Origin of the sequence: Acinetobacter sp. 148 (genome assembly GCF_031196675.1) — a bacterium.
Taxonomy (GTDB): domain Bacteria; phylum Pseudomonadota; class Gammaproteobacteria; order Pseudomonadales; family Moraxellaceae; genus Acinetobacter; species Acinetobacter baumannii.
The window spans coordinates 105661-121615 of sequence record NZ_JAVIMT010000021.1 but is presented as its reverse complement, the minus strand read 5'-3'; the positions used below and the strand labels follow the sequence as shown (position 1 = coordinate 121615).

General features: G+C 40.1%; 16 protein-coding genes. 6 read left to right on the top strand and 10 right to left on the bottom strand.

Annotated features, from left to right (window positions below; all coding sequences use genetic code 11):
- Nucleotides 1-9 precede the first annotated feature (9 nt).
- Nucleotides 10-1458: a coniferyl aldehyde dehydrogenase gene (locus tag RFX69_RS04545; RefSeq protein ID WP_001088254.1), complete on the bottom strand. Its 1449-nt coding sequence runs from the start codon at nucleotides 1456-1458 to the stop codon at nucleotides 10-12.
- 112 nt (nucleotides 1459-1570) lie between these two features.
- On the opposite strand from RFX69_RS04545, the gene RFX69_RS04540 reads away from it, so the two are divergent.
- From RFX69_RS04540 to RFX69_RS04520, 5 genes are all read left to right on the top strand, one after another.
- Nucleotides 1571-2263 carry a TetR/AcrR family transcriptional regulator gene (locus RFX69_RS04540; protein ID WP_000056618.1) on the top strand — a complete coding sequence of 231 codons (693 nt, stop codon included), beginning with the start codon at nucleotides 1571-1573 and terminating at the stop codon, nucleotides 2261-2263.
- 74 nt (nucleotides 2264-2337) lie between these two features.
- Nucleotides 2338-3201, top strand: coding sequence for a formyltetrahydrofolate deformylase (gene purU, locus RFX69_RS04535; RefSeq protein ID WP_001057506.1), 864 nt, complete (start codon nucleotides 2338-2340; stop codon nucleotides 3199-3201).
- Nucleotides 3202-3591: 390 nt separating this feature from the next.
- Nucleotides 3592-4347, top strand: a complete 756-nt coding sequence (locus tag RFX69_RS04530) for an energy transducer TonB (protein WP_000083586.1) — start codon at nucleotides 3592-3594, stop codon at nucleotides 4345-4347.
- A gap of 44 nt (nucleotides 4348-4391) precedes the next feature.
- Nucleotides 4392-5012: a MotA/TolQ/ExbB proton channel family protein gene (locus tag RFX69_RS04525; RefSeq protein WP_001011664.1), complete on the top strand. Its 621-nt coding sequence runs from the start codon at nucleotides 4392-4394 to the stop codon at nucleotides 5010-5012.
- On the top strand, nucleotides 5012-5416 hold the full coding sequence (locus tag RFX69_RS04520; protein ID WP_000885431.1) for a biopolymer transporter ExbD: 405 nt from the start codon (nucleotides 5012-5014) through the stop codon (nucleotides 5414-5416). Before RFX69_RS04525 ends, RFX69_RS04520 begins: the two co-directional genes overlap by 1 nt.
- A gap of 60 nt (nucleotides 5417-5476) precedes the next feature.
- On the opposite strand, the gene msrA is transcribed toward RFX69_RS04520, so the two are convergent.
- The 7 genes from msrA to lgt all read right to left on the bottom strand — a co-directional run bounded on the left by msrA (nucleotide 5477) and on the right by lgt (nucleotide 10312).
- The gene (msrA, locus tag RFX69_RS04515) at nucleotides 5477-5998 is read right to left on the bottom strand and encodes a peptide-methionine (S)-S-oxide reductase MsrA (RefSeq protein ID WP_168726887.1); all 522 of its coding nucleotides are present in this window, start codon (nucleotides 5996-5998) and stop codon (nucleotides 5477-5479) included.
- A 100-nt stretch (nucleotides 5999-6098) separates the two neighbouring features.
- Nucleotides 6099-7154 (bottom strand): DUF4105 domain-containing protein, encoded by a 1056-nt coding sequence (locus tag RFX69_RS04510; RefSeq protein WP_000551512.1) that lies wholly within the window; start codon nucleotides 7152-7154, stop codon nucleotides 6099-6101.
- Between the two features lie 14 nt (nucleotides 7155-7168).
- On the bottom strand, nucleotides 7169-7678 hold the full coding sequence (locus tag RFX69_RS04505) for a dihydrofolate reductase (RefSeq protein ID WP_000312550.1): 510 nt from the start codon (nucleotides 7676-7678) through the stop codon (nucleotides 7169-7171).
- Between the two features lie 44 nt (nucleotides 7679-7722).
- Complete coding sequence (thyA, locus tag RFX69_RS04500; protein WP_002053494.1) at nucleotides 7723-8565, bottom strand: thymidylate synthase; 843 nt, start codon at nucleotides 8563-8565, stop codon at nucleotides 7723-7725.
- Between the two features lie 122 nt (nucleotides 8566-8687).
- A complete protein-coding gene (locus RFX69_RS04495; protein WP_238970759.1) occupies nucleotides 8688-9050 on the bottom strand; it encodes a hypothetical protein in 363 nt (120 codons plus the stop codon).
- Nucleotides 9051-9060: 10 nt separating this feature from the next.
- A complete protein-coding gene (locus RFX69_RS04490) occupies nucleotides 9061-9420 on the bottom strand; it encodes a hypothetical protein (protein WP_000889270.1) in 360 nt (119 codons plus the stop codon).
- A 73-nt stretch (nucleotides 9421-9493) separates the two neighbouring features.
- The gene (gene lgt / locus RFX69_RS04485; protein ID WP_000959084.1) at nucleotides 9494-10312 is read right to left on the bottom strand and encodes a prolipoprotein diacylglyceryl transferase; all 819 of its coding nucleotides are present in this window, start codon (nucleotides 10310-10312) and stop codon (nucleotides 9494-9496) included.
- Nucleotides 10313-10405: 93 nt separating this feature from the next.
- Between lgt and RFX69_RS04480 the strand changes: the two genes are divergently transcribed.
- Complete coding sequence (locus RFX69_RS04480) at nucleotides 10406-11185, top strand: NRDE family protein (protein WP_289332649.1); 780 nt, start codon at nucleotides 10406-10408, stop codon at nucleotides 11183-11185.
- Between the two features lie 42 nt (nucleotides 11186-11227).
- Here the strand turns inward: RFX69_RS04480 and RFX69_RS04475 are convergent, their stop codons facing one another.
- Together RFX69_RS04475 and RFX69_RS04470 are read right to left on the bottom strand one after the other, a co-directional pair.
- A complete protein-coding gene (locus RFX69_RS04475) occupies nucleotides 11228-13561 on the bottom strand; it encodes a PhoX family phosphatase (RefSeq protein ID WP_289332610.1) in 2334 nt (777 codons plus the stop codon).
- Nucleotides 13562-13768: 207 nt separating this feature from the next.
- Entirely contained in the window at nucleotides 13769-15949 is a 2181-nt protein-coding gene (locus tag RFX69_RS04470; protein ID WP_272344423.1) for a PhoX family phosphatase, read from the bottom strand.
- Between the last annotated feature and the right edge of the window lie 6 nt (nucleotides 15950-15955).

Sequence of the window (15955 nt, the reverse complement as noted above, 5' to 3'; positions counted from 1 at the left end):
CTTGATCAGTTAACGCAACAAGGTTTTCGAAATGAAGCGATGAATCGGTTTATTGAACGGCGGAAGAATATATTTCAAGCTATAAAGTTTTGGATTTGACATGACCGAACGTTCATGTGAAAGCCCAAAAAAGCCCTCCGGTCCGTGATATTTACCCATACCTGATGCACCAATACCGCCAAAAGGTAAATCATCTTGTGCTACATGGGTAATCACCATGTTAATTCCGAAATGCCCTGAATGAGTATGCTGAGAGATATAATCGGCGCGTGCTTGATCATAGTCAAAATAATACATCGCCAAAGGACGTGGTCGACTATTAATAAATTCGATGACTTCTTCTATTTGGTCATATTCTAAAATTGGTAGAACAGGACCAAAAATTTCATTTTGCATAATATCCATTGCAGTCGTTACACCAGTAACCAGAGTCGGTGCAATTTTGCGGACATCATCTAAAATTTCATTTTGAGGATTAATTTCAATAATACGAGCACCCTGATCACGGGCATTTTCTAGATAGCCCTGAATACGGTTGTACTGCTTATCATTAATAATAGATGTGTAGTCTTGATTGTTACGGAAATGAGGATACATTCCAGCCACAATCAATTTAAAGTTTTCAATGAACTCGGCAGTTTTACCACGCGGCAAGAAAATATGGTCTGGCGCAACGCAAGTTTGGCCTGCATTCCATAATTTACCCACAGCAATACGCTGTGCGACATCTTTCATGTCTACGGAAGCATGTACAAGCGCAGGAGATTTACCACCCAACTCAAGAATAACTGGCACAAGGTTTTGAGCTGCGGCTGCCATGACGGTTTTACCAACAGAAGTCGAGCCTGTGAAAATCATTTTGTCAAAAGGCAGGTGACTAAACGCATCAGAGATCACACCACCGCCATTAACCACAGCAACCAATTCTTGTGGAAAAGCTTCAGAAAGAGCATTTTCAAGAACCTGTCCAAAATTTGGAGAAGCACTCGAAATTTTGATCATGGCATGGTTACCAGCCGCCAAAGCACAGATGAGTGGGCCAACGGAAAGTAGTAATGGATAGTTCCAAGGTGTAATAATGCCAATAACACCCATTGGTTGATATTGTACCCAACCTTTTGCTGGCTGATGTAATACACTGATATGGCGTTTTGATGGTTTCATCCATCCGGTCAGGTTCTTACTGTAATACTTGATTTGTTCAAGACAGGTAAGTAACTCACCAATTTTGGTTTCCATAATGGCACGATTGCCATAATCAAGGTTAATTGCTTCGGCAATCTGATCTTGATATTTTACCAAGACTCTTTTAAGACGAGCTAAACGATCAATACGCTCTTTAGCAGTGGGTACCGGATGACGTAAGTAGGCAATCTTTTGCTGCTCAAGCAAATCATGTAAATGCTTAACATCATAAGGAACCTGAGTCTCTGGATTTGTTTTTGTTTGACTGTTCATCGGTACTTACCAAATATACTGATATACTTATTTTTTAGAGTAAATACTCTAAATAGTCAAGTTGGTTTCTGTGTGCAAGTCTTAACCATATGAATTAACGAAGGTTATTAAAATGTCTCTACCTAAAGCTCTGAAGACAAAAGACCGGATTTTACAAATCAGTTTGCAGCTTTTTAATGAGCGTGGCGAACGGTCTGTCACTACCAATCATATTGCTGCAGAGTTGGGGATTAGTCCTGGAAACTTGTATTATCACTTTCGAAACAAGCATGAAATTATTAAGGAATTAATGCACCAATATCAGGTCGAGACTTTAGAAATGCTCTCTTTACCTGAGGACAGACCATTAACGACCAATGATAAAATTAATTATTTTCAGGTGCTCAGTGGTCAGCTATGGAACTATCGTTTTATTCACCGTGATGTTTATCATTTAGTTGAAAGTAACGAAGACTTTAAAAAGATCTATCCTCGGTTTGCAGGGCAGGTCATGCAGCAAGGGCAAAGAATTTATCAGGCCTTTGTTGATGCTGGGCTTATGAAAATGACGCCATCGGAAATTGAAGCGCTCATTATTAACCTCTGGATTGTCTTAACCAACTGGACCAACTTTCTATATATGTCCGGACACATTAGTGACAATAACCACCTTGAAGAAAAATGGGTTTGGCAAGCTTTACGGCAAATGGTTTTTTTAGAAGGCCCTTATTTAATGGGGGAAAGCCGCGCGACTTATGAGCAATTATTGGAGTCGCTTGGACCTTCGGATCTTTTTGCCAGCTTATCGTCCCTAAAAGATGAATAGTTGTGCTTGTTTATTTAGAGCGCTAGAATACTCGGCTTATCAAAATTTTGTCTCAATTAAGTGATATTAACCAAATGAATATGACCACTGCCAATACAGCCCGTTTACTGATTACTTGTGAAGACAAGCCTGGGATCGTACAGGCTGTATCGAGCTTTTTGTACCATCAGGGTGCAAACATTACCGCGCTTGATCAGTATGCGACGGAAGCTCAAGGCGGACGTTATTTCATGCGTGTTGAATTTGAACTTGATCATTTACAGTCTCGTAAAGATGCTTTAATTCAGACTTTCGCAGCAAATGTAGCGGAACGTTATGGCATGCAATGGCGTCTTGCTTTTGTTAATGATATTAAAAAGGTTGGTATTTTAGTTTCTAAAGTTGACCATGCTTTGCTTGAGCTATTGTGGCGTCATGCACGTGGTTCTTTACCGTGTGAAATTACCCACGTAATTTCTAACCACGAAGATTTACGTGAAGCGGTTGAAAACTTTGGTATTCCATTTACAGTCATTAAAGTAACCAAAGACAATAAAGCAGAAGCTTATGCTCAAATTCATGAAATGATGCAAGGCAATGACTTGTTAGTTCTTGCGCGTTACATGCAGATTTTAAGCGAAGATTTCGTTTCTAAATGGGAAATGAAAATTATCAATATTCACCACTCATTCTTACCTGCTTTTGTGGGCGCAAACCCATACAAGCAAGCATATGAAAAAGGTGTAAAGTTGATTGGTGCAACAGCTCACTATGTGACTGCTGACCTAGACCAAGGCCCAATTATTGAGCAAGACGTTGAACGTGTGAGCCATGATTATAATGTTGAGCAGTTGCGTGAGCTTGGCGAAGATGTTGAACGTAATGTATTAGCTCGTGCTGTTAAATGGCATTTAGAAGACCGAATTATTGTAGATGGCAATAAGACTGTTGTTTTCTAACAACTTATATTCCTTTAAAAGCATGCTTTTGAGCGTGCTTTTTTATGGCTAAAATAAATTTAAAATGTTATAACATAACTAGAGTCTGTTGCTCTATAGATTACTTTTAATATCTAGCTACTTAATTATTCTTTAAGCTGAGCGCGATCTGATAAGTGAAAATAGGGAACTTACAAATTTTAGTGCGTTGTCTAAGCATGAGAAAACTAAGGTGATATCACTTTATCAAGTTAGACCTCGCGATAATGAGGAATGTTTTCATAAAAAAGTAGTTGCAAATGAAAACACTTCTCATTTATTATTGTGGCACTTTATTGTTCTATCCGATGTTTGAAATCGTTTCTATAAATTGAAAACCGAAATCATCATCCATTAGGTAATTAGATTCTTATGAGTCAATCTTCCGCAGCCTTAAACTCTCCCAATCCGATGAAAAAGAAAGTCATCACGGCACTAATTGCGGTTGCAATTGGTCATATCGGGGTCTTATGGGCAGTCAGCCACATTAAGCCTGCTGAACTAAAGCCAATTGAAAAGAAACCTTTACAAGTCCGTTTTGTAAAAATTCAAGAGCAACCAAAACCTTTACCACCAAAACCAAAAGAACCGCCTAAAAAGCCGGAACCTAAAAAAGAAGTGAAAGAGGTTAAAGTTGTCGAGAAACCTGTAACTCCACCTAAGAAAGTGGAAAAAATTCAGCAGGTCAAAAAGGCTGAAACACCTAAAGAAACAGTAAAAACAGAACCTAAAGTTGAACCGAAAATAGTAACGCCAACGACTACTGTGACTGAAAAAGTCGTTGAAAAGCCAAAGCCAGTGGTTCAAGAAGCACCTAAAGCTCAACCTGCTCCAGATCCATCGCCAAAACGCGTTTCAATTGGTGGTTCGGGTGTACAGTGGAGCCGCTCACCACGTTTGACTGTTTCACCAAAAGATTTACAGGGCGAAGCACGCTCGGTTGTTGTACTTATTGAAGCCGATGAGAAAGGCAAGATTACTAACGTGCGCGTAACCCGTAGCAGCGGTATTCCAAGTCTAGATGACAAGGTAGTCCGTGCTGTACGTAGTGCAAAATTTAAACCTTATATGGAAAACGGTGTTGCTTATCCAATTAAAGCAGAGCAACCGTTTGACTTAACCCCTTAAATGAATTTGAGTCCCAACGGCTAACCTTAATCAGGAGTTCGAATATGAACTTTTCAATCTATTGGCAACATGCAGATGCAGTGAGTAAAACCCTGTATTTCATCTTATTGGCAATGTCGATTGCTACCTGGACAGTTTTCATCTTACGTTTGATGGGGACTCGCCAACTAAAACAACAAGCTTATGCTCAACTCTCTCAGGCTATTACTTCGCTCAAAGCAAAGTTACAACCTTTGAGTTTTGAACAACGTAAAGCAGTTGCAGAGCAAGCATTATTGCGTCAGATTTCTGCTGAGAAAGCCAATGCTGATAAAGGTATTTCAGTTTTAGGAACAATTGCTTCAATTGCACCATTCGTTGGTTTGTTTGGTACAGTATGGGGTATTTTCCACGCGTTAGTTGCTGTTGGTAAGAGCGGACAGGCAGGTTTAGCTCAAGTGGCTACACCGGTAGGTGAAGCACTTATTATGACTGGTCTTGGTCTAGCAGTTGCGATTCCAGCGGTATTGGCTTATAACATCTGTGTACGTGCGAATCGTGGCCTTGCTCATGATTTACAAGATCAAGCACACAGTTTGTTAATCGACACCATGTTGCAGCAAGACTCAACTGTAAAGTCTGATGTTAAAACTGCACAGCAAAGTTATGTTGGAGGTCAAGCTTAATGGCTTTTCAATTGGGTGAAGACCACGATAGTGGCATGAATGAGATGAATCTCATTCCGCTAATCGACATTATGTTGGTGTTAATGATCATCTTTTTGGTCACAGCAACAGTTGCCAACCCATCGATTCCATTAACGCTTCCTAAAACAACTGCTGAAATTATTGATCCACCACCAAAAGCAATTACGATTAGTATCAATGCAAATGGTGAAGTGGCTTGGGATACTCAAGTAATTAGCCTTGATGAGCTTCAAAAACGTTTCCAAGAAGCAGGTCAAGGTGCAGTTAAACCGACAGTTCAACTTCGCGCTGATAAAGAGTCGAAGTACGATACTGTTGCTCAGGTAATGTCTCGCGCCAGTGAAGCCGGACTGAGCGATATTGCCTTTGTAAGTGAAAACTAAAATCCAGTTTCACGTAATAAAAAAGCAACCAATTCGGTTGCTTTTTTATTTTCTCATTTATTAATTTTTCATGAGATGTTGGAATTTACTATGTAACTTTAACAGTTTAGGTGGAATTGCAAAGTTGCAGTAACCTTGTGAAGGGTTCTTTTCATAGTAATTTTGATGATAGTCTTCTGCCGGATAGAATGTAGGAGCAGAGGATAATTCAGTCACAATATCAAGATCGTCATCTTTTAATGTCTGAATGGTGTGTTCTGCTGCCTGCTTTTGCTCTTCATTAAAATAGTAAATAACAGAGCGGTATTGAGTACCAATATCATTACCTTGGCGGTTTAAAGTCGTTGGATCATGCGTTGCAAAGAACACATCAAGTAACTGAGAATATGTAACTTGTTGTTCATCAAAGTCGATAAGAACCACTTCAGCATGCTGAGTGTCACCTTGACATACTTGCTCATAAGTTGGGTGAGTTGTATGCCCACCAGCATAACCACTTGTTACTTTTTCTACACCACGTATTTGTAAAAATACGGCTTCGACGCACCAAAAACAGCCGCCGCCAAATAATGCCTGTTGCATTGTTTTTTCCTCTATTTCCTGCCTATTACAATAGGGTTTATCTAGTTAGATTACAAAGTAAAGCGTGTATAAAAAAGTAAAGAAAAGTGCATTACTTATTTCATTTTACTTTAGGTAAACCCTGTCGAACAATTTGAGAGAAATGCTCACTGCTTTGGTCTGCAAATTGTTCGAAATGTTCAGTACGTGGGTTAATGTGTGCAATTTGGTACCACTGTTTCAAGCTAATATTTTGATCGAGTGCTTTAAGATCATATAAATAATTAGGCAAGTAACCAGAGGCAATTAACCGATAATCTTTAGGAAGCTGATATGGGTTAATGGCTTGAACCATATCAAAAATTAAAGTTGTACAATTACTTGTGAGCGTATTGTACCACTTTGGTTCTGCACGTAGTTCATCTGCTTTTTTAAGATATTCTAAAAAGAGCGCTTTTTGCTCAGAGCGAGGCATATTGACCGGGAAATTATAAACTTGCTCTTTACGGATGTTGCTACGCGTGTAGACAATATCTTTTTCATCAGATGCAATTAAGCTCAGTTCATATTTTCTAAAGAAGCCGCCAATTGCTGAAAACTCTTCAGTCTTTTCTTTTCGAATTTCGATCGAAAAAACTAAAGGTTGTTGATTTTTAAATTCGAAACTTACTAGCGTATGGGCAATTTGTGGCCCCATCCAGTAAGAGGTAATGATATTTATGCCATTTAACTGGTTCAGGTCAAAAGTACGGGTTTCCCAGCGGACATCATAGGTTCCATCAGGATGCCAGTTGAAGTTACGGACATTATGCAAAGTAATAACATCGCCGTGTTTTTCGTAACTTAGCATATTGGCAACTTCAGGGTTCCAGTCACGGTCTTGACGTGCAGTAATCGAAAAGTACCAAACTAAAGAGCAGGCAAAAGCTAATAGGTAGATTAAAACGTCTGTACGACGGCTAATAATATGCCCATTAAAATATAAACCCGCCATACTTAAAGCAAAGGCAATCCATATGCCAATAATAATACGGCTGCCTAACCAGCCAAAAGGTTGTTGGACCCATAGGGCTAAGCATACCCAAATGCTGGAAAGCACAATAAACAACGTGAATAAACTATGTAAAGCGCCGAAGAGGAGGGCGATAATAAATTCACGTGTTCCGATATTGTGCATAGGCGACCAGAAAATTATTTTTTATAAGTGGCAAATTCGAATGAAGTTCCTGATTTTTCATCTACTTGCTGTTCGCTTGCAGTTTTGTGAAATTCACTCGGTATTGTTGGATAATGTGCATCACCTTGTACATCTAAGTCAACATGAGTGAGCTCAAGACGGTCTGCAATTGTCAAGGTTTGCTTAAAGATTTCACCACCACCAATAATGAATAAAGCTTGCTTTTCGGTGTTTTTGGCATCTTCTAAAGCAGCATTTAAAGCATCTTCAATTGAATACGCAATTTTTACGCCGTCAAAATGCCAGTTAATGTCACGGGTAATCACCCAGTTCACACGGTTCGGTAGAGCACGACCCATAGACTCAAGCGTTTTGCGGCCCATGATCACCACACCACCTTGTGTGATTTCTTTAAAATGTTTTAAATCGGCAGAGATATGCCATGGCAACGCATTGCCTTTACCAATACAGTGATTTTTGTCCATTGCGACAACGTGGACAACTTCTACATTTTGCCATGCCATAATCTTATTCTCTAAACCGTAATCTAATGAAATTTAAGCCGTCGTTATACTGCAACTGGTGCTTTAATTGCCGGATGTGACTCGTAACCTACAATCTCGATATCTTCAAATTTGAAGTCAAAAATATCTTTAACTTCTGGATTAAGTTTTAATTGGCAAAGTGGTAATGGCTCACGCGTCAATTGTAGTTTTGCCTGCTCAAAATGGTTGGCATAAAGATGCGTATCGCCACCTGTCCAAACAAAATCACCAACACCTAAGTCACACACTTGAGCAATCATATGGGTGAGTAGGGCATAGCTGGCAATATTAAATGGTACGCCTAAGAATACGTCAGCACTACGTTGATAAAGCTGGCATGACAACTTGTTGTCTTGTACGAAGAATTGGAAGAGCGTATGGCAAGGCGGTAAAGCAACTTGTCCAGCCTCATTTGGGTTCCAGCCAGAGACAATTAAACGGCGTGAATTTGGGTTGGTTTTAATTTCATTAATTAACCATTTAATTTGGTCAAAACCATCTTGGTTATAAGTACCATCGGCATTTTTGGTTGCGCCGAAATTACGCCATTGATGGCCATAAACTGGGCCAAGCTCATGTTCTGGGCGGCCGAAACGGGCAGTTTGTTCTGCTGTTGCCCATTCATCCCAAATGGTGACTTTATTGTCTTGTAAGTACTTAACGTTAGTATCGCCTTTTAAGAACCAAAGTAACTCAATCACGATAGAACGAAAGTGAACTTTTTTTGTGGTGAGTAAAGGAAAACCCTTAGAGAGATCAAAACGCATTTGATGACCAAATACAGAACGGGTTCCTGTGCCTGTACGGTCGCCTTTGTCACCGCCATTATCAAGGATATGTTGTAGAAGGTCTAAATATGCACGCATAACACTCTCGAGTTCGGATTAATTTCCATAAAATAAAAGGGGAGACGGTTCATGGATTAATAAACCGTGGAAGATAATAGCATGCTTTAACGATAGGTAGGAAAGAGAGCTACATTTACTGTTTAAAAACGTTTGGCCCGATTTTGATAAATCGAAACAAGAAAAAATCCAACCAGTACAAAGCCTAAAGCTTGTAGTGTTGCGATCCAATTGTGTTGAGGGGGCAGTAACCACATTATAATAGCTACAATAATGAGAGGGTAAATTCTAAGCAGAAACTGGAGCTTAAGTTTATATGAACTGTGCTCTGGAATTTTTGTTTGTAAATATTGCCCGAAGTGAAGCCCGGACCCTAACACGAGACTAAGAACAGTGTAAGTCGGCGATAAAGGTTGGACTTGATTGGCTGCATAAATTGCAGCACAAACGACAATAATGAAGATGAGTTTGATGTGACGCGGTGCGTTATACCAATAAGCCAACATAAAAATGAGCCTATTTGTTAAATAACGATTGTGGTGAAAAAATAAAAGCAGCAAGCGCCATAAATGCGATTCCTTGAACGCCCCAGATCAATAAGTTAGGCATGGTTTTTACAAAGATAAGTGCAAATAAAAGAGCGATAGGAACCCACGTAAATAGGCGGTAAAGTAAACCAGTCGGGTTACTTTGAGCAAAATGCAATTTAAAGTAACGGCAGATTAAAAAAATAACCCCAGTTCCTGTAAACATTAAAATGGTATCTAAAGGCAATGGTTGATATTGATATAACCCAATACAGATTAAGAGGGTAATAATTAAAATGATTAATTTTTTAAAAGTGGGGACTTGCGTATTAAACCAGAATTCCAGCATGGCGAATCTTCTTTCTTGGGAGATAAAAACTGTAGCATAAAAAAGAGGAGCCGAAACTCCTCTGATTTAGATGTTAACTGTTCTTTTGAGGGCCCCAGTCATAAATTTTCTTTTGGTAGGCATACCACATCATCCAAAGGCCTATCAGTAGCATTGGAACGGTGAGGATTTGTCCTTTCGTCATCCAGCCAAACAAGATGAAACCTTGGTCGGCATCCGGTTGACGGAAGAATTCCATCACAAAGCGTGCAACACCATAACCCATTAAAAATAGGGCAGATACAGCCATACGTGGGCGTGGTTTTGAACTAAACCACCACAAAATAATAAAGAGTAATAGCCCTTCGCAAAGTGCTTGATAGATTTGTGATGGGTGGCGAACCAAATGTAATGGATCGGTTGGGAAAATCATTCCGAATGGATAATTTGGATCTGTGACCGCACGGCCATATAACTCTCCGCCAATAAAGTTACCAATACGTCCGAACATTAAGCCTGTCGGTACACAAGGGGCAATAAAGTCGAGTGTCTGGAACCATGTTTTTTGATATTTTTTACACCAGAATAGCATTGCGATCATGACGCCTAAGAAGCCGCCGTGGAAGCTCATACCACCTGTCCAGACTTGGAATAACCAGATTGGGTTTTCAAGGAATTTATCAAACTCATAGAAAAGCACATAGCCGATACGTCCGCCGAGTACAACACCTAAGGCACCGTAAAACACCAGATCGGAAACCATGTCCGATGTCCAGCCATCACGCTGTTTGGCACGGTAGGAAGCAAGCCCCCAAGCACATAAAAATGCCAATAAATACATGAGTCCATACCAATGGACTTGAAGAGGTCCTAGATGTATTGCGACCGGATCGATATTAGGATAGGTCAGCATTGCTGCTCCTTGATCTTACGTTTTGACAGATTGTAGCGGAATGATGTGAAAAATGTTGTACATTCAATGTGTAAACATAGGGAACAAGAATCAATGTGTATTGTGGCTTTAGCATGGCATGTTCTGGATGATATGCCCTTGTGTCTGATTTCAAATCGTGATGAATTTTATCATCGACCAACCGCATTGTTGCATCAATGGGAACATACGCCAATCATTGCAGGGCAAGACTTACAGTCGGGTGGCACTTGGATGGGTGTTACGCCGCAGGGCCGATGGGCTGTGTTAACCAATTTCCGTGATGGACGTGATAAAAAACAATATGAGACCTCTCGTGGTCATTTGGTTCAGGCTTTTTTAGAGTCTGATTTGTTACCGATTCGCTTTGCTCAGCAATTAGAACAACAGCAACAGAACTTTGCTGGTTTTAACCTGTTTATAGGAACTGCTGATCAGGCGGTCTATATGAGTAACCGCGGTGAGGCTCCTCAAGTATTAGCCAACGGCGTATATGTGGTTTCGAATGGATTAATGTCCGATCACTGGGAAAAAACCAGACATTTACGCACACGTTTTACGCAAGAGTTTTTGCCTATGCATCAGCACAAAACAGAAGAGTTAAGCTTGCAGCATGCAGCGTGGAATATTTTAGAAGATGAGCGTAAGGTCACCACAGCATTGTTGCCAAACACGGGCATTCAGCCGGAAATGGAAGAATTATTGTCATCGACTTTTATTCAAAGCCCCGTATATGGAACACGGTGTTCGAATTTTTTAAGAATGACTAATAATGAATGGATATGGTTGGAAAAGACCCATCAAGGTGAACATAGTGGTCAAATTGTGCAGCAACAGGTGCTTTTAAACCGTTAGAAAAATGCCGATCAAGTGATCGGCATTTTTTTGGTAAATCAATTAACCGGCAATAATGCCGCCATCTTTACGAGTAATCACAACAGTTGCTGAGCGTGGGCGCGCAGTTTTATTGCTTGGGTCTTTTTGTGTGGCAGGCCAGTTACTTTCTGGTTTCGCGTAACTTGGTGAATCTTCACCAGGGTGCTGAACATTAATGAAAATTGCTTTGTAGTCAGGAGTCATGGCAATACCAGTAATTTCACATTGCTTTGGTCCGACTAAGAAACGACGTAATGTTGCGTCTGTAACTTTGGCACCTGTTATGGTCTGCTGACCATTTGAAGTTGTTGCTGTACTACCATCACCGATTTGACCCGGCAGAGCTGCAAGCATCATACAGTTAGTAACATCAGTGTAAGCGCCGTCATCGGTTTCAATCCAGAGAACGCCACGTGGGTCAAACCACATACCATCCGGAGATGAAAAATCATTGTTATCTGTTAAGCCGGATAAGTTGATGTTTGAAGCCATTGATGCTTCTGCGCCAAATAGGTAGATATCCCATTTGAAGGTTTCAGCAGTCGTTTTGTCATCCGTTTCTTTAAAACGGATAATATGACCGTTTACGTTTCCTTTTTGTTCTTTTGTGCCTGCATATAGGTCTGTATAGTTGCGTGGGTTAGCTGCATCAGTTGCATAGTCTTTACCACGATTTGAGTTATTGGTGAGTGTGACATAAATTTCACCATTTAATGGATTGATCGTACACCATTCTGGGCGGTCCATTTTTGTAGCGCCTACAGAATCTGCTGCTAAGCGTGCAAATGTAACAACGTCTGCCTGTGACTTAAACGGGTAGGTGGTGTTGCTTTCATTTAAGCCATTTTTGCCATAAGCAAGTTCAATCCATTGACCTGAACCATCGTTATTAAACTTAGCAACATACAATTTGCCTGCATTCATGTATTTGTCGCCAGCTGTATAACCACCGTTTATATCTTTGGTGTCCCACACAGCGGTTGAAACAAATTTATAAATGTACTCACCACGAGAGTCATCACCCATATAAAATGCTAATGGTTGACCTACTACGGCACGGCAAGCACTGTCTTCATGTGCGAAACGGCCTAATGAAGTACGTTTAACCGGATTTTGGCGTCCATCAAATGGATCAATCTCAACCATCCAGCCAAATGTATTTGGCCCATTTCGGTAATCTTGGGTAGCTTGAGCTGCTTTTACATCGGCATTCCAGCGATCATACAAGTCTTGTGACTCTACTTGACCAATTGCTGTTTCCCAGCCGTAACGCGAACTTGTGCCTAAATAAATTTGTCGCCCTTGTTCATCAACGTTAGGGATTAACTCACCATTTTTATCTTTTAAGTAAATGATCTTGCCATCTTTATCTTTTTTAGGTGCACCTTTTTCATCTTTCTCATACAGATAAGGTTCATCTTTTTTAACGCCTAAACCATAACGTTTTAATGCAATTTTTTCTGCATCTGTACGTGCATATTCATCGCTACCCGAACGTTGGAAATAACCAATAAAGTTTTCTTCAGTGGTTAAATAAGTGCCCCAAGGTGTATAACCGTTACCGCAGTTATTATGAGTGCCACGTGTTTGACGTCCAGCAGGTGAGAAGCGAGTTGCAAGCAGGCTTGAACCCGCTGCAGCACCTGCAAACTCCATAACTGTAGAAGCTGTAATACGACGATTAAAAATAGAGTTTTTAACAATCTCTACTTTTTGAGTGGTTGGATCTTTTTTAATATGAATTACAGAAACCCCATGTGCATTGGTTTCACGAATGACTTCATCTTCAGGGCGACGTCCATCCACTTTTGTAGGACCTTTGGGATGAAGGAAGGTCTGATTAATATATTCGTGATTCATCACCAACAAACCTTGTGCTGACACAGTCTCGTCAAAGCGGTTTGTTGATGTGTTTAAGCCAAAATAATGCATGCCGTCATGGCAGTCGCCAGAGCGAAACTGGAAGCTTGGGCCAGATGGAATATTATTGTCGTCCCAATCTCCAACTCTTGGATTGATTGAGTCACCTAAAGCGTAGATAACATTGGCTTCATAACCTTCCGGTACAGTCACAATATCATTTAAATTTTTAGCTACAGGCGTAAATGTGAGTTTTTCCGGTTTTTTATTTGGGTCTACAGGTGTGGTTCCACCATTATTAGAGCCAGAGTCATCATCGTTATCATTACAGCCTGTTAAAGTAGAAGCTAAAGTCAGTGCTACTGCACCGCTTGCTGCTTTGGTGATTAAACTACGACGACTGATGTGTTGTTCTAAAATGTCACGAAAGTGGATATTGTCAGAAGTATTATTATCCAATTCTTGGTCTTCATGATATGGCGTCAGCTCTGTCATGGGAAATTCCTAAGTAAATAAAGAGATTGTTCTAAAAGTCTTCATGAGCTTAGTTTGTGAATGTGACGAGGCCTTGACGTTTTGATGATAAGTTAATGAAATATTTGACCGTTTAGTGAAAGGTTGAAGGAATTTTATTTTTTAATGAAACTTTAAAAATAAAAGAAACCTGCATAAAGCAGGCCTCTTTTATAGTGTTGAAAGAAATTATTTCTTCACAACAGATGGTGCAATTGGGTCGGCAGTGATATAGCCAACTGCTGCTGCAAATTTATTACTGTAATTTGTATTAATTGCAGTATCAATTTGAGCAAGTAAATCTGCGCTAATACCAGTACGAACACCATCTTTTTCTTTATAGAAACGGTTCCATTCGTCTCCAGGATGCTGGAAGTTACTCATGATGTAAGTCCACCCGTTTACCTCGTCGACTGCATGTAGACCCGTCGATTCAGCACCTGCCGGTGTAGATAAAATACGGATGAGCTGTTTGGTATCAACGTTATAAGCCCATAAGAAGTTATTTAAGTGGTTACCAGAGTCTTCACCGATAAATAAAGTGCGAAGTTTTTCTGAGAACTTCAAGTTATCAGGGCTAGCAATTTGCTCTGGGTCAGCGGTGTTCCCTAAGCTGTCAAAGCTAATATCTTTACCTTTAATGAGAAGGTTAGATTGGCTAGGTACCCACTCACTATTGATTGCAACATTTGAGCTGTCTTTCTGGCTACCAGTTAATGTGTGCTCCAAAATACCACCAGCAGTGATTTTCGGGAATTTAACGTTGTGCTCAGCAAGATAACCGCTACCACCTTCAACCATTGAATCGACAATATTAGCTAAAGCTGAATAAGCTTTTTTATCTGCAATATTGACTGTTGTGCCTTCGTTTTTGGTCAATGCCATTGAAGCACCCATGTAAGCAGCATAACGGTGTGTTTCAAGGAAAGCCGCTGCAAGTTTAGTTCTGTCGCTATTATCTTTAAGCTTGAGATATACGCCAGTTTTACTTAAATAAGTAAATTTAAAACCTTGAGCTTCTAATTCTGCTTTTTGGGCAGCTTGTTGTAGTTTTAAACGCTCTTTTGCAGCTTTGGCTAAAGCTTGTTGCTCAGGAGTACCTTTGTCGCCTGCATCAATAGCCTCTTTCTCTGCTGTTGTTGCGTCGCTTGGATATTTAGCAATTTGTAGAACTGACTCAAAAATATCAGTTCCTTTAATGCCGCTCTTGATGAGGTTTTCAATCTCGGCACTTGTTGCATGACCAAGTCTGATCCAAGAAATCTGACCAGTCGTTGTATCACTAAGTATCGTTGTATATTTTGCAACGTAGAGTGTACCTGCAGATAAATCTTTCTCCTTATCTGCAACGAACATAAATAGTCCACCGTTGGTATAGTCATCACCCATTAACACAGTGCGGTTATCAGGGAAAACCTGTACAAGTTCGTGTGAAATACGGCCTAAACAATAGTGCTTTGTAACGCGACCAGTACCATCTGCATTTACGGTAATTTCTGGCAAGTGGCCATAGTTATATGGATTGGCAATGTTTTCATCGCCATATATATTTTTACTGAAGGCTTTAAGTGTTGAAAGTGATTGACCTAATTTTTGGTCAAAAGCATCTGGTTCGTATTCTTCACTAGAAAGATGAGTTCCCCATGGAGATAAACTTGCACCACAAGTAATCCATAGCCCATGTGCACTTGAAGTATCAACGTTATGGTATTTAATTAAAGTTAAGTGACCTGTCTTTGGATCTTGATCTAAAGTTAAGACAGCAATCGGAGATGATAATTTACCGTAAGTATCACCACCATTTTGGTCTTTTGATAGATATTCAAATTGAACCACATGGAACACTGGGTTACCGGTTACACCTAATGCTTTCTTGTCAGCATCTGTGAAATCTTTGCCTGTTGCTTGTTTGAAACTAATGAGAGAACTACCATCTGGGCAGTCAGAGAAGAATTGACGTTCTTTACCTGCAACTGATTTATCAATAATTGGCTTATTATTAATATCGTAATAACCACCCGCGATGACTTTTCCTCCTTTACCATCAGGCACTTCTGTACCTGTTAAGAAGAATGGTTTGTAAGCGAGTTGATATTCTGTTTTGCTGCCGTCTTCCCATGAAATAGCAAGTTTTGATGCACATGCTGTTGTGGCAATATCTGCTACCGTTGAAGGAGCTGGCATTGAAGTGAACGTTGCATTCTTAAAGTTAATTGGCTTTGACGGAGTGACAATAGATGAGTCGTTATCGCTATCGTTACAACCTGCTAACGTTGCTGCCGTAGCCATCGCACCTAATGGAAGAAAAGGGATCCCCGTAAACCATTTTAAAATATCGCGACGTGTTGGGTGGTTAGAAGCAGTGGTCATAATAAA

What these genes read in the sequence shown, in the direction of transcription:
- RFX69_RS04545 (WP_001088254.1), bottom strand. Translation starts at nt 1,458, where the DNA reads ATGAACAGTCAAACAAAAACAAATCCAGAGACTCAGGTTCCTTATGAT.
- RFX69_RS04540 (WP_000056618.1), top strand. Translation starts at nt 1,571, where the DNA reads ATGTCTCTACCTAAAGCTCTGAAGACAAAAGACCGGATTTTACAAATC.
- purU (WP_001057506.1), top strand. Translation starts at nt 2,338, where the DNA reads ATGAATATGACCACTGCCAATACAGCCCGTTTACTGATTACTTGTGAA.
- RFX69_RS04530 (WP_000083586.1), top strand. Translation starts at nt 3,592, where the DNA reads ATGAGTCAATCTTCCGCAGCCTTAAACTCTCCCAATCCGATGAAAAAG.
- RFX69_RS04525 (WP_001011664.1), top strand. Translation starts at nt 4,392, where the DNA reads ATGAACTTTTCAATCTATTGGCAACATGCAGATGCAGTGAGTAAAACC.
- RFX69_RS04520 (WP_000885431.1), top strand. Translation starts at nt 5,012, where the DNA reads ATGGCTTTTCAATTGGGTGAAGACCACGATAGTGGCATGAATGAGATG.
- msrA (WP_168726887.1), bottom strand. Translation starts at nt 5,998, where the DNA reads ATGCAACAGGCATTATTTGGCGGCGGCTGTTTTTGGTGCGTCGAAGCC.
- RFX69_RS04510 (WP_000551512.1), bottom strand. Translation starts at nt 7,154, where the DNA reads ATGCACAATATCGGAACACGTGAATTTATTATCGCCCTCCTCTTCGGC.
- RFX69_RS04505 (WP_000312550.1), bottom strand. Translation starts at nt 7,678, where the DNA reads ATGGCATGGCAAAATGTAGAAGTTGTCCACGTTGTCGCAATGGACAAA.
- thyA (WP_002053494.1), bottom strand. Translation starts at nt 8,565, where the DNA reads ATGCGTGCATATTTAGACCTTCTACAACATATCCTTGATAATGGCGGT.
- RFX69_RS04495 (WP_238970759.1), bottom strand. Translation starts at nt 9,050, where the DNA reads ATGTTGGCTTATTGGTATAACGCACCGCGTCACATCAAACTCATCTTC.
- RFX69_RS04490 (WP_000889270.1), bottom strand. Translation starts at nt 9,420, where the DNA reads ATGCTGGAATTCTGGTTTAATACGCAAGTCCCCACTTTTAAAAAATTA.
- lgt (WP_000959084.1), bottom strand. Translation starts at nt 10,312, where the DNA reads ATGCTGACCTATCCTAATATCGATCCGGTCGCAATACATCTAGGACCT.
- RFX69_RS04480 (WP_289332649.1), top strand. Translation starts at nt 10,406, where the DNA reads ATGTGTATTGTGGCTTTAGCATGGCATGTTCTGGATGATATGCCCTTG.
- RFX69_RS04475 (WP_289332610.1), bottom strand. Translation starts at nt 13,561, where the DNA reads ATGACAGAGCTGACGCCATATCATGAAGACCAAGAATTGGATAATAAT.
- RFX69_RS04470 (WP_272344423.1), bottom strand. Translation starts at nt 15,949, where the DNA reads ATGACCACTGCTTCTAACCACCCAACACGTCGCGATATTTTAAAATGG.